Origin of the sequence: Nocardiopsis sp. JB363 (genome assembly GCF_900143625.1) — a bacterium.
Taxonomy (GTDB): Bacteria; Actinomycetota; Actinomycetes; order Streptosporangiales; family Streptosporangiaceae; genus Nocardiopsis.
The window spans coordinates 1-12,608 of record NZ_FRFF01000128.1 but is presented as its reverse complement, the minus strand read 5'-3'; the positions used below and the strand labels follow the sequence as shown (position 1 = coordinate 12,608).

At 67.4% G+C, this 12,608-nt stretch carries 13 protein-coding genes and 1 pseudogene; 4 read left to right on the top strand and 10 right to left on the bottom strand.

What is annotated here, in order from left to right; all coding sequences use genetic code 11:
- The 5 genes and pseudogenes from BQ8420_RS19110 to BQ8420_RS19090 all read right to left on the bottom strand — a co-directional run.
- Nucleotides 1-281, bottom strand: a pseudogene (locus BQ8420_RS19110) (hypothetical protein); the annotation flags it as partial.
- Nucleotides 278-991 (bottom strand): GNAT family N-acetyltransferase, encoded by a 714-nt coding sequence (locus BQ8420_RS19105; protein ID WP_235006366.1) that lies wholly within the window; start codon nt 989-991, stop codon nt 278-280. The pseudogene BQ8420_RS19110 and the gene BQ8420_RS19105, both read right to left, overlap by 4 nt.
- Nucleotides 961-1,971 carry a MerR family transcriptional regulator gene (locus BQ8420_RS19100; protein ID WP_087100502.1) on the bottom strand — a complete coding sequence of 337 codons (1,011 nt, stop codon included), beginning with the start codon at nt 1,969-1,971 and terminating at the stop codon, nt 961-963. The genes BQ8420_RS19105 and BQ8420_RS19100 overlap by 31 nt, the downstream gene beginning before the upstream one ends.
- Before the next feature lie 146 nt (nt 1,972-2,117).
- Complete coding sequence (locus BQ8420_RS19095; protein ID WP_235006365.1) at nt 2,118-2,810, bottom strand: class I SAM-dependent methyltransferase; 693 nt, start codon at nt 2,808-2,810, stop codon at nt 2,118-2,120.
- Nucleotides 2,811-3,035: 225 nt separating this feature from the next.
- Nucleotides 3,036-4,058: a MerR family transcriptional regulator gene (locus BQ8420_RS19090; protein ID WP_087100501.1), complete on the bottom strand. Its 1,023-nt coding sequence runs from the start codon at nt 4,056-4,058 to the stop codon at nt 3,036-3,038.
- A gap of 733 nt (nt 4,059-4,791) precedes the next feature.
- Here BQ8420_RS19090 and BQ8420_RS19085 point away from each other — a divergent pair.
- Nucleotides 4,792-5,862: a hypothetical protein gene (locus BQ8420_RS19085; RefSeq protein WP_087100500.1), complete on the top strand. Its 1,071-nt coding sequence runs from the start codon at nt 4,792-4,794 to the stop codon at nt 5,860-5,862.
- A gap of 328 nt (nt 5,863-6,190) precedes the next feature.
- Nucleotides 6,191-6,634: a hypothetical protein gene (locus tag BQ8420_RS19080; protein WP_087100499.1), complete on the top strand. Its 444-nt coding sequence runs from the start codon at nt 6,191-6,193 to the stop codon at nt 6,632-6,634.
- Between the two features lie 122 nt (nt 6,635-6,756).
- Here BQ8420_RS19080 and BQ8420_RS19075 read toward each other — a convergent pair whose 3' ends face one another.
- From BQ8420_RS19075 to BQ8420_RS19065, 3 genes are all read right to left on the bottom strand, one after another.
- Complete coding sequence (locus BQ8420_RS19075) at nt 6,757-7,167, bottom strand: VOC family protein (RefSeq protein ID WP_087100498.1); 411 nt, start codon at nt 7,165-7,167, stop codon at nt 6,757-6,759.
- Nucleotides 7,168-7,177: 10 nt separating this feature from the next.
- Nucleotides 7,178-7,552 (bottom strand): helix-turn-helix transcriptional regulator, encoded by a 375-nt coding sequence (locus BQ8420_RS19070; protein ID WP_087100505.1) that lies wholly within the window; start codon nt 7,550-7,552, stop codon nt 7,178-7,180.
- Between the two features lie 204 nt (nt 7,553-7,756).
- Nucleotides 7,757-8,791 (bottom strand): zinc-binding dehydrogenase, encoded by a 1,035-nt coding sequence (locus tag BQ8420_RS19065; protein WP_200815992.1) that lies wholly within the window; start codon nt 8,789-8,791, stop codon nt 7,757-7,759.
- A gap of 538 nt (nt 8,792-9,329) precedes the next feature.
- On the opposite strand from BQ8420_RS19065, the gene BQ8420_RS19060 reads away from it, so the two are divergent.
- Both BQ8420_RS19060 and BQ8420_RS19055 read left to right on the top strand, forming a co-directional pair.
- Nucleotides 9,330-10,223: a helix-turn-helix transcriptional regulator gene (locus BQ8420_RS19060; protein WP_087100504.1), complete on the top strand. Its 894-nt coding sequence runs from the start codon at nt 9,330-9,332 to the stop codon at nt 10,221-10,223.
- A gap of 126 nt (nt 10,224-10,349) precedes the next feature.
- On the top strand, nt 10,350-11,063 hold the full coding sequence (locus tag BQ8420_RS19055) for a dihydrofolate reductase family protein (protein WP_200815991.1): 714 nt from the start codon (nt 10,350-10,352) through the stop codon (nt 11,061-11,063).
- Between the two features lie 51 nt (nt 11,064-11,114).
- On the opposite strand, the gene BQ8420_RS19050 is transcribed toward BQ8420_RS19055, so the two are convergent.
- On the bottom strand, nt 11,115-11,924 hold the full coding sequence (locus BQ8420_RS19050; protein ID WP_235006364.1) for a nucleotidyltransferase domain-containing protein: 810 nt from the start codon (nt 11,922-11,924) through the stop codon (nt 11,115-11,117).
- On the bottom strand, nt 11,921-12,608 hold a 688-nt coding region (locus BQ8420_RS19045), incomplete at its 5' end, for a hypothetical protein (protein WP_087100495.1). The genes BQ8420_RS19050 and BQ8420_RS19045, both read right to left, overlap by 4 nt.

Here is a 12,608-nt window from a genome sequence, read left to right as displayed (position 1 = left end):
CCTCTCTTTTCGTCGGCAGCGTCTGATGTGTTTTTGAGACAGTGTTCGATCAGGGTGGGGGTGCCCACCTGGGCGGTGTGGGTCAGGGGTAGGAGTTCGGCCTCTTTGGCCAGGTCACAGGCGTGTTCGGGGGTGCGGGCCACACGTAGGACCAGGTCGGATCCCAGGGCCAGCACGTGGTTGGCCTCCCCCGCCGGTAGCGGTCGAACCCGTTGGGGGGAGATGCGGTGGCGGGCGGCCACCGCGCGGGCGAGTTCGCTCACCTGGAAGGGAAGGGTCACCGGGTGGGGTCTTCGTCCAGGGTGCGGTACATGATGCGCAGTCCCACGTGGCCGTGGGCGGGGTGGCGAAATCCGCGCTCCAGGGTGCCCACCACGGCGAAACCCAACGACTCGTACAGACCGATGGCGCGGGTGTTGGTCGCCACCACGGCGTTGAACTGCATCGCGGTGTACCCGGCCTGGCGTGCCCAGCCCAGGGAGTACTCGCACAGGGCGCGTCCCACACCGCGGCCGTTGTGGGCGGGGTCGACCATGTAGCTGGCGCTGGCGATGTGGTCGGCGTTGCCCATGTGGTTGCGGTTCATCTTCGCGGTGCCCACCACCGTGCCGTGCTCGTCCAGGGCGACCACGGTGCGGTCGGGCTTGGACAACAACCACCCTTGGCGGGCCTGGTCTTGGTCCATGTCGGTGGGGTAGGTGAAGGTCTCACCCGCCACGACGATGGGGTGGAAGAAGGCCCAAATGGTCGGCCAGTCCGCGTCGGTGGCCTCTCTGATCAGCATGAGGAAGAGCATGCCGGTTCGGGCCCGGTATCGCCACGGGTTTTTCGGCGGGGCAGGGCCGTTCCAACGCTCGGAGTGGGCTCGCTCCTTGTGGAGCACGAAGAACAGGAAGTTCGGGAACGAGGTGCCTCCCTCCGACTCGGCGGAGATGAGCTCCTTGGGGGTGGTCGGTGTGGTCAGTAGGTGCTCAACGCGTCGGCCATCCACAACAGGTGCCTGGGCTCATCGTCGATCTGGTCCTGGTCTTGGCTGCCGTTGATCCGCTCCACCAGGTCCCGGTATTGCGTCATGGCGTCATGGTGTGCGTCTTCGTCGGCGGGGGTTTGTTCCTCTTGGTCTTGGCGGATCAGTTCGGAGAGTTGTCGGTAGCCTTCGGCCATCCGATCGCGGTCCTGCGGGGTCGTGTGCTGGCCGAGGTGCTCGTCGAGTATTTCCAAGAGCCGGATGATGACCTGTTGCACCTGCGCGGATCGAGGGTCCTTGCCGGCGTGGTACAGCTCCAGGATCTCCTTGAAGATGGGTGGGCCGACGTCGTACATGAGTGCCTGCACCGGGGCGGCGGCCATTTTGCGTCCCGCGTGGTCCAGGCCGTAGTCCAGGTGCAGGCCGGTGCGGACCTCCTCGCGGAACAGCGGGTTGCCCACCAGGTCGCCCAGTTCGATCCAGGCCTGTAGTTGGTCCAGGGTGGGTTCGTCGGGCAGCTTGGGGCGTAGTTCGCGGAGCCGATCGACGAACCCCTCGGGCACGTCCAAGCGATAGGCGATCTCGTTCCAGAAGTCGTCGATGGTCTGTTCGCGTTCCTCGTCGGTCATGGTGACGAGCCGGTGCATCAGGTCGGCGCGGGCGGTGGTGCCGCCTTGCTCGATGAGGGTGTTCAGTACGGCGCGGCGGGCCCGAAAGGTGCGTTCCTGGTTCTCGACGATGGCCAGGTGGGTGGTGAGTAGGTCGTTCAGGGTGGTTTCGCCTCCCAGGAGGCGGCGGATCTGTTGTAGGTCGGTGTCCAGGTCGCGCAGGGTGCGCACCAGTTCCAGGCGGGCGATGGCCTCGATGGTGTACAGGCGGTGGCCCGCGCTGTTGTGACCGGTGGGGGTGACCAGGCCTTGGTTGGAGTAGTAACGCACGGCGCTGACGCTGAGTCCGCTGCGGCGGGCGGCGTCCGCGATGGGGTGCAGCTCGGTGTCGTTCATGGGGACCACTGTGTCGGTTGAAGCCGCTTCAGGCGCAACCTCTTGGTCCGGGATGGGCGGGGTCGGTGCGCCGAGGAGGTGTTCGCGGCCCTGGCCTTTGCCCGAAGGAAGGCCAGGGCCGCTCACCTATGCGGGAGAGGGCCGGTTCAGTGGGCTTCCAGGACGAAGAAGAGGAAGCTCAGGAACGAGGTCCTGCCCTGCATGTGCGGTGGGAGGAGTTCCTTGGGGGTGTGGGGGGAGAAGGGTGGTTCACTGATGCGGGTGAGGCGGAAACCGGCCTGGGTGAAGGCGTCGGTCATCGCGTGCAAGGGCCGGTGCCAGTAGGTGAGGGTGGCGGTCTGCCCGTTGAAGGTGTGGGTATCCGAGCGCTGGGTGATGGCGAAGTAGTCGGCTTTGGGGTCGATCATCTTGTGGATGATGGGATGGTTCACCGACGTGATGAGGCGACCGCCGGGCTTGAGTACTCGGTGTAGTTCGGTCAGTGCCCCGTTCCAGTCTTTGAGGTAGTGCAGGACCAGGGAGCAGACCACGTCGTCGAAGGACTCATCGGCGAAGGGAAGTGGCTCGCCCAGGTCCATCACGTGCAGTTCGGTGTCCTGTCCCAGTCGGTGCCGGGCCAGTTCGACCATCTTGGCGCTGGCGTCGAAGCCGGCCACGGTGGCGCCCTTTTCGCGTAGCGCCGCGGACAGTGGCCCGGAGCCGCAGCCGGCGTCCAGGATTCGTCGACCGTGTACGTGTCCGGCGAGGTCGATCATGGCGGGGCGTTCGTAGTAACCGTTGGTGAGGTTGCTGTCGTTGTCGGTGGAGTAGGCGTCGGCGAAGTCGTCGTAGTCGGTCAACTGTTGCGCTCTCGAATTCGTGGGGGGCTGCACAGGGTTGTGTGGCGCCGGGTCGGGTCGCCCGGTAGCCGAGGCCGGCTCTTGGGTGGTGAGACCGGTCCACGTGTGTGGATCCTCGACTTCGCCTTCCGGTTCGCCCTGGCCGCTCTGGAAGGCGCACCGAACGCCGAGCCCGGTTGGGGCAGGGCTCTGGTGCCGCGTCAACCGGGGTTCCCCGTCGCGGTACTAGGAGGTGGGTGTGCAGACGCTGAGGGCGTCGGCCATCCACCCGGGGAGCTGGGGCTCATCGTCGATTTCGATCTCGGGTTCGTCGCCGTTGATCAGGCCCACCAGGGCCTGGTATCGGCCGTGGGTGTTGTCGTGGACCGGGTCTTGGGCGGCGGCGTCCTCCTCCTTGATCTGACGCAGAATATCGGGGAGTCGTCGGTATCCTTCGGCCATCCGGTTGCGCAGCTCGGGGGTCGGCGGCCGGCCGGTGTGGTCGGCGACCACCTCCAGGAACCGGGTGATGGCCTCCTGCGCAGATGGGGAACGAGGGTCTTGCCCGGCGTGGTAGGCGGACAGGATCTCCTGGGTGAAAGGCGGGCCGCTCTCGTGGATGAGTTCCTGGGTCGGCGCCTGGGCCATTTTGCGCCCCACGTCGTCAGCGCCGTAGGTCTGGTGCAGGTAGGTGCGCACCTCCTCGCGGAACAGCGGGTCGCCCACCAGGTCACCCAGTTCGATCCAGGCCTGTAGCTGCTCCGCGGTGGGTTCCTCGGGCAGTCTCGGGCGTAGTTTCCGGAGCCGGTCGACGAACCCCTCGGGCACGTCCAGGTCGCGCGCGATCTCGTTCCAGAAGTCGTCGATGGCCTGCTCGCGTTCCTCGTCGGTCATGGTGACGAGCCGGTGCATCAGGTCGGCGCGGGCGGTCGTTCCCCCTTGCTTGATGAGGGTGCCCAGTACGGCTCGCCTGGCTCGGAAGGCGCGTTCCTGGTTCTCGACGATGGCCAGGTGGGTGGTGAGCAGCTGGTGCAGTGTGGTCTCGCCTTCCAAGAGGCGGCGGATCTGGGCCAGGTCGGTGTCCACATCGCGCAGGGTGCGCACCAGTTCCAGGCGGGCGATGGCCTCGATGGTGTACAGGCGATGGCCGGCGCTGTTCTGGGCGGCGGGTGCGACGAGTCCTTCGTTGGCGTAGAAACGCACGGCGCTGACGCTGAGCCCGCTGCGGCGGGCGGCGTCTGCGATGGGGTGCAGCTCGGTGTCGTTCATAGGGCTCACTGTGGCGGTTGAAGCCGCTTGAGGCGCAACCCGATCGCTTCCCCGGGTTGGTGTGACGCGCCGTAGGGGGTGGGGGTCTTTTCTTGGTTCGGCCCGGGTCCTGGCCCCTTCGACCTGAGCGGGGGCTTTCCCGTCCTTCTCGCCCTGTGGCCGGGGCCGTCGGCGTCCTCTCACCGTCTGTACAGCTGCTGCTGTATCCGGCGTGTTTTCGCTGCTCTGGATCTTGCGCTGAATAACGTTGGCGGGCCTTTGTGGGGTGGTCGTTGGGCGCTGAGGACCCCTGAGGCCCTGACTTCCTAGAACATTGACTTATCGGAGGTCAGGATTCGGGGGTTCTCGGGGATTCGTTTCGTCACCATAAAGGCATAACGTTATTGAGTAACGTTACAAACCAAACGTTTCTATGCGGGGGTCGCGCCCCTGGCCTGGACGGGCCAGAACCCCACCCCGGGTGGGGTGGACCTGCGGGGTGGGGCGGGGCGCCCTCTTGGAACCGGGCCGGGGCCGCGTCCTCGCCCAGGAACCGACAAGGAGTTCCAGGCGCCGGTGTCGAGCGAGCCATTGCTCTTGGTGAAGTGCGGCTCTTCCACCGGCCCCCGGGTCGAGCGCACGCATCACGGGCTACTTCTCGGCTCGCCCTACCCTCGAAAGGACCGGTCTGGATAGGGTCGCTCCGCCCATGTGGTCACCGCCCCCTTGCTTTCGCTACATCGAGGAGCCGTCGATGCACCGCTTCGATTCCCCCTACTCCGCGCGTGTGGCCGCCCACGGGACCGTGGCCGCTCGCCTGTCCTCGCTGAGCGAGCGAAGACTCTCTGACATCCTCTCCTGGGCCACCGCGGCGGGATCCGGCATCGGCGGCAGGTCCGCGGAAGTGGACATCGACGGCACGCGCGTCTTCGCCAAGAGGGTGCCGTTGACCGACCTGGAGGTCCGACCCGAGAACGTCCGATCCACGGCCAACCTCTTCGACCTGCCGACGTTCTACCAGTACGGAGCGGGCTCGGCCGGGTTCGGTGCCTGGCGGGAACTGGCGGCCCACACCATGACCGGAAACTGGGTCCTGGAAGGGCAACACGAGGGCTTCCCCCTGATGTACCACTGGCGTGTCCTGCCCGATTCCCCTCCCGAGGGCTTCGTGGACGAATTCGGTGGCATCGACGGCGCGGTCGCCCACTGGGAGGGATCACCGGCCGTGCGCGAGCGGCTGGAGGCCATCGGCCGCTCCTCCCGCAGCCTAGTGCTCTTCCTGGAGCACGTGCCGCGAACACTCGGTGCGTGGCTGAGCGAGCAGCAGGAGAATACGGCGGTCGGCGCGGGCTCTCCCTACCCGTGGGTGGAGCAGGCCTTGGCGCGGGGGACGGCGTTCATGAGCTCTCGCGGGCTCGTGCACTTCGACGCCCATTTCGACAACCTGCTGACCGATGGCCGATCGATCTACTTCGCGGACTTCGGCTTGGCCCTGAGCTCAGGTTTTGCGCTCTCGGCGGCCGAGGAGCGCTTCCTTGGGGACCATCTCGCCTACGACCGCCACTACACCGCGGACCATCTGCTCCACCACCTCATCGACCGCCTTCGAGGCGATACGGCAAGAGAGGTGTTCCTGCGGGAGTGGAGCGCGGGGCGAAGGCCCGGCGGTGTCGCGCCGGAGATCGCGGCGATCATCGAACGGCATGCCCGGACCGCTCTGGTCCTGGACGGCTTCCACCGCCGGCTGCTCACCAAGAGCAAACGGACACCCTTTCCGACCGCCGAACTCGACCGCGCCGCGGCCACCGAGGCGGCACACGGTTGAGGAACGCGGTGACCCCACGGCGCAGCCGTGCACGAGCACCGCGGGATCGGCGGTGAGCCGGACTCCTTCGACGCCGGACCCCTGATCGGTTCAGGCCCGCCGTACTGGTCGCCGGTTGGCGCCCCCCGCGCGGCACACCTTGGCGCAGTAGGTGCGCGCGGGCGATCGCTTCGGGTGGGGCTCGCGTGGTCGCCGGTGCCAGGGGGCCTTGGCGGTCCGTTGACGAGGGGCGGATGAGTATGGCCGGCCCCGGGGTGGGTCGAAGGTCGGGGAAAGTGGGCCTGTGGATAACCCGATCGGGGATGTCGCGGCAGCGCATACTGCCCTTATGCGCCACCACCAGGCCTTCGTGGCCCCTCTCCTGGCCCCCGCCCCCGGCGATCTGCACCTGCTCACCTTGGGAATCCGTCCACGTCGGCGCACCGTACTGCGGCGCCTGAGCACACACGTGGTGATCGAGGACCCTGAGGTGATCACCGAACTTCGACGGGCCCTGGCCGGACATGAACGCGTGGGGGTGCTGCTGCGCACCTTCACCTCCACCACCTGCCACGTCAGGCCCGATGGGCGCCCCGTTCCCCGCAAGCACCTGTGCGGTTGGTGGGTGCGCACCGGCCGCTTCCATCCCCTGGACCGGGCCGAGCTGGTGCGGTCGGTGTGCGTGGACACACGTACCGACCGGTTGCTGCCACCCGAACAGGGCGTGGAGTACGCCGCCGCCTGGCCCGTGCACCCACCCTCCCCCATCGAGGAAGGCTCTTCCCGACGGTGAGCGGGGTGTGCACCGGAAGGGCTTTGTTCCCTGCCGCCCCTTCCCGGGCTCGACCGGGGAAGGGCGAGGAGGAGGGCGTATCCGATGCCTCCGCTTCCTCAAGGGGAGGCGGAGCCGGGGCGCTACTGGGCCTGGTTGAAGCGGAGCATGTTGCCGGCCGGGTCGCGAAAGGCGCAGTCGCGTACCCCGTAGGGCTGGTCCATGGGTTCTTGCAGGACCTCCCCGCCGGCGGAGCTGATGCGTTCGAAGGTGGCGTCGACGTCGTCGGTGGTGAAGATGACGCCGCGCAGCAGCCCTTTGGCCAGGAGCTCGGCCATGGCGAGTCGGTCCTGTTGGGAGGCGCCCGGGTCGGCCAGGGGTGGTTCGAGCACGATGCTGGTGTCGGGTTGGTCGGGGGCGCCGACGGTGACCCAGCGCATCCCTTCGAAGGAGACGTCGTTGCGGACCTGGAGTCCCAGGGTGTCGCGGTAGAAGGTCAGGGCCTTGTCGTGGTCGTCGACGGCGATGAAGCAGGTGGAGAGTGTGATGTTCATGGGATCGAGCCTAGGAGTCGGGGTCGGTTCGGACTTCTCTTTTCCTGATCGGTCGTGTGCCGGTTTTGGCCAGGCAGGCGGGGATGGGTGCGCCGTGGTCGTGGTTCTGAGCGCGGTAGGTGCTGGGGCTGAGGCCGACCAGTTCGGTGAAGCGGGTGCTGAAGGTGCCCAGGGAGGTGCAGCCCACGGTGAAGCACACGTCGGTGACCGAGAGGTCGCCGCGGCGTAGGAGTGCTTTGGCGCGTTCGATGCGGCGGGTCATCAGGTGGCTGTAGGGGGTTTCTCCGTAGGCGGTACGAAAGCTGCGGGAGAAGTGTCCGGGGGACATGAGGGCTTCGCGGGCCAGGGCGGGCACGTCCAAGGGCTGGGCGTAGTCGCGGTCCATGCGGTCGCGGGCGCGGCGTAGTCGTACCAGGTCGTCCAGGTCGGGGCGTTTCACCAGGTCAGTGTCGCACGGGGGTGCGACATCGCCGGGTGAGGAAGGGTCGGGATCGAAGAAGCGGGGCTCGGGGTGTTGGCGTCCGGGTGCGGATGGGCCGGGTCCTTGGCGTGAGCGGGTGGGCCGGGGATCGGCCCACCCGCTCGATGGTCAGGGTCGGATGATGACTTTGAGGGCCTGGCGGGAATCCATGAGCCGGTAGGCCTGGGCGATGTCATCGAGGCCGAATTCACGGTCGAACACCCGCCCTGGCTGGATCGCGCCGGAGAGCACCTCGGGCAGGGCGGTCTCGATATAGCGACGCTGGGCTGCGGGGCCTCCGGTGAGGGTGGCGTTCTTGCCCCACAGCGCGGTGAAGCCGACGTCGGCCTCGTCGTACTGTGGGACGCCGACCCGGCTGATCGTGCCGCCGGGGCGGATGACGCCGTAGGCCTGCTCGTAGGCGGGCAGGTGGCCCACGGCCTCGACCACGACGTGGGAGCCTTCGCCTGCGGTGATATCGAGGACCTTGGTGATGCCTTCAGCGCCGCGTTCGGCGACGACGTGGGTGGCGCCGAACTGCCGGCCCAGGTCGGTGCGGGTGGTGTGACGGCCCATGAGGATGATCGTCTTGGCACCCAGCTGTCGGGCGGCCAGCACCGTCAGCAGGCCCACGGCTCCGTCCCCGATCACGGTGACCGTTTTCCCCGGTGCGGCTCCGCCCGTGTAAGCGGCGTGGTATCCGGTTGGATACACGTCGGCCAGTGTCAACAGCGAGGGCATCAGGGACTCGTCCGTGCCCTTGGGGATCACCACCGCCGTGCCATCGGCTTGGGGGACGCGCAGCTTCTCGGCCTGCATCGCCGAGGGGGCGCCGTCGAAGAATCCGCCGTGCACGCAGGAGGTGTTGAAGCCCTCCCGGCAGTACACGCACGTGTTGTCCGACCATGAGAAGGGCACGATGACGGTATCGCCGACGGCCAGGGCAGTGATGTCCTGCCCGACCTCCTCGACGACGCCGATGCCCTCATGTCCCATGTGCACCCCGTCCTGGCTGGGCTCCATCGAGTGGTAGGGGTGCAGGTCGGAGCCGCATACGCAGGTGTAGGTCATCCGGATGATCGCGTCGGTGGGCTCTTCGATGACAGGGTCGGGGACCTCTTCCACGCGTACGTCGCCTGGTCCGTACATCAGTGTTGCGCGCATTGTTCTGCCCTCTTTCCGTTGTGCTCGCGGTGGGAATCGGTCGGTCGTGTGTGGATCGGGCCGCAACACACGTGTCGGTGTCGGTGTCGGCTGTGCGGCGGGTCCGGGGGAGGGCCGGTGTGCTGGCCGCGGTCAGTGCCAGTGCGGTGATGGTGGCCCCGACGACGGGCCCAATGGTTCCCAGGACGATGCCGCCGATCCACGATGGCACCGCTGTACCGGAGCCGAAGGCCGCAACACTCAGCGAGGAGACGCCGGCCTGGTCCGTCAGCAGCGGCGCGATGTGGGGGTGGGCCGCGAAACAGGCCCAGAGCCAGGGCGTGGATCACGAACGGCAGATCGCTGGTCCGAGGGATCTCGGATCGTGCGTGCGTGGAAGTCGAAACGACTTCTTCGTGCATGTCAAACCTTGTGTCGCGGTGGTGCTTTCGGTGTCAGCCCCCACTTCACCGGCCGCAGCCGCCACGGAGAAGGTCGCGTTGGTGGGGGTACAACCTCGACCCCCCTGAACCGCTCACCTGCGCCTACCGTGGACGGCATGGATAATCGCGCCGACATCAGGGGTTTTCTCGCCAGCAGGCGAGCCAAGTTGTCCCCGGAACAGGTCGGGCTCCTCCCGGGCACCCGCCGCCGGGTCCCAGGGCTACGGCGCGAGGAGGTCGCCGTCCTGGCCGGGGTGAGCATCGAGTGGTACACCCGGTTGGAGAAGGGCCACATCGCGGGTGTGTCCGAGGAGGTGCTCGACGCCGTCGCTCGCGCGCTGCGCTTGGACGAGGAGGAGCGCACCCATTTGTTCGATCTGGCCCGCGCCGCACGTCCGGCCCACCGCAAGGCGACCCGCCGCCGTGAGGTCGCCCTCGCCCCGCCCGTGCAGTGGATGCTGGACTCCATCACGATGTCGGCGGCGTTCGTGCGCAATGGCCGACTGGACGTCGTCGCGACCAACGCCTTGGCCAGGGCGCTGCACGCGCCGATGTTCGACAGTCAGACGATGTCCGCCCACGGGCGGGCCAACTTCGCTCGCTACCACTTCCTCGACCCCACCTCCCGTGACTTTTTCGTGGACTGGCGGGCGGGGGCCACGATGACCGTGGCGCTGCTGCGCGCCGAGGCCGGACGCGAGCCCCACGACCAGGCATTGCGTGAACTCATCGGAGAGCTGTCCACCCTCAGCGACGACTTTCGCACCCTGTGGGCCTCGCACGACGTGCGCATCCACCACGGCGGCACCAAACGTCTCCATCACCCGCAGGTGGGCGATCTGGAACTGACCTACCGTTCCCTGGATCTGCCGACCCCACCGCGGGCCGTGCACGACCTCTCGCTCTACACCGCCGAACCGGGGAGTCCCGACGAGGAACGGCTCAAACTTCTCACCAGTTGGATCGCACCTGCGTTGGAGGCGACCCGGCAGGATTCGGAGACGCTCTGACAAATTTTCCACCGATCGTGACCGACCGGACATGATCGCGTGCGGTCAGCGACCGGGTTCTGTACCTTGCACGCGTACACGGACGGAGAAGGAAGAGTTATGTCACGTCCACGGATCATCTGCCACATGCACACGCTGCTCAACGGGAAGATCGACGGTATCGCCAACCCCACCTCGGTGGGTATGCGTTCTCAGAAGCTGTATTTCGATCTGTTCCTCGGTGAGGATCGGTACTACAAGCGACACCGCGGCTGGCTCAGCGGGAGCGGGACGAGCCGGGCGCTCATGGGTGATGAACCCGCCCCGGAGCTTTCCGAGACGTTCGAGCCCGTACCCGCCGGTGATTTCATCGCCGATCCCGATGCCGCGATGCACTACTTCGCCATCGACCGCTCCGGAACCCTTGTCTGGGATCGGAATTCCTTCGAGTACTTCGATGTCGAGGCCCACATCGTTGAACTGATCCCGGCCACGACCAGCGACGCCTTCAAAGCCCACCTGAGGTCCGTGGGCGTGTCCTACATCCTCGCGGGTGAAGAGAGGCTGGACATGGCGGAGGCGGTGCGCAAGATCGGTGCGATCTTCGAGATGGACGAGCTGATCCTCGGCGGTGGTGGAACGCTGAATTGGTCGATGATTCGCGAGGGCCTGTGTGATGAGATCAGCCTGGTCCTCATGCCGACTGCGGACGGGGAGAACCACACGCATTCCCTGTTCGAAGCCAACGAGAGGTACTCGACGCCCATGCCGTATGCGTTTTCCCTGAAGAACGTCGAGGCCCTCGAAGACGGCAGCGTATGGCTGCGATACGACGTGCGGGGCCCGGTCGACAAGGGCTGAAACCCCCTCTGCCCGTGGGCAGGGGCCGGTGCTAGGGGGACCACTGGTGTTTCAGGGTGTGGTTTTGCGGCCGTGGGTGGCGGTGTAGGTGGTCTCCAGCCAGGGGGCCAGGTCGTTGAGCAGGTGGTGGAGTGGGGCGGGGTCGGGGCTCGGGTGGGTGGCGGTGCGCAGGGCCAGGTGCATGAGGTCGGCCTGCTCGGGGTGGTAGTGGGTGAACAGGTCGGTGGCCAGGCGCAGGTCGCTGGTCCATCCGCCCCAAGTGGGCATGGTGAGGGTGAATCCGGTGCGGACCAGGCGTCGTCCGATGCGGCGGGCCAGGCCGGTCAGGTCGGTGTCGGTGCGGTCCCGGTCCAGGGCGTGGTGCCAGCGGGGCAGGACGCGGTGCAGGTCGCCGTTGGTCTGGCGGGCCAGCAGGGTGGTGGGCCGGTAGCCGGGTAGGTGGGTGGCCAGGTCGGGGCCGGTCAGTGGTGTGCACAGGCACGCCACGAAGAATCCACCGTCTTGTGCGGTCAGGGGGCGCAGGAGTTGGTCGGTGTGTTCCAGGAGGATGTCGCCGCCGTCGATGGCGGGGAAGGCGGCGTTCAACTCCGTCATCAGGGTGGTGGCCTGGGCGTGGTCCTCGTGGGTGGGTGGGGTGCGCAGCAGGGCCAGGGCGTCCAGGTCCGAGACCGTGGGTGTGGCGGTGCCGCGGGGGATGCTTCCGTACAGGTAGGCGCTGTGCAGGCGGGGGCCGAAGGTATGGGGTAGGTGGGTGCGCAGCGCTTGGATGAGCGGGGCGAAGGCGGGTGGGACGTGGGTGATGGAGCCTTCGCGGGCGATGGTGCCGTCGGGGTTCAGACCGGTGGGTGGGGGCGTGCTCACGGGGTGGGCTCCAGGTGGTGCCAGGCCCACAGGTTGGGTTCGGTGTAGTGGCCGTGGTCGGCCTCGACGTCGATGGTGACGGGGCTCAGGGCGCCGTCGACGATGTGGTCTCCGCTGCCGGGCAGGTCTTTGCCGGCCCATTGTCGCCATTGGTGCAGGGTGCCGGTGACGTGCATGGATTCTTCGCAGGGGTGGAGGATGTGGGCGCCCAGGCGGTGGTGGGTGCGGATCCAGGGGTCGAAGTGGGTGCCGTCGGGGCGTTTCCAGGTGGCGTATCGGGCCATGGGGATGAGCGGGTAGTGGTGTTTGAGGGTGGGGCGCAGGGGTGCGGCCAGGGCGGTGAGGCCGTGGGAGGCGGCGTTGGCGCGAAGGGCGCGGGCCATGTGGGAGCTGAGGCCTTTGCCCTGGTGGGTGGGGGCGATGGCGATGTAGAGGGCCACGGCGATGGTGGGGGTGCGTTGGTGGGTGTGGTCGTCGAAGGCTTGTCGTAGGGCCCAGGCGTAGCCGCCTTGGGGCAGGTCGTGTTCGCTGTGGTGCCAGGCGATGGGGACGCTGTGGGCTCGGGCGATGACGTGGTCGCTTTCGACCAGGGCGAGTTGGTGCTCGCCGAAGGTGGTGGGCAGGTGGGGCCATAGGCGGGTGGAGTCGTGGTCGTGGAACATCACCTGGGGGCCGGGGTTGAGG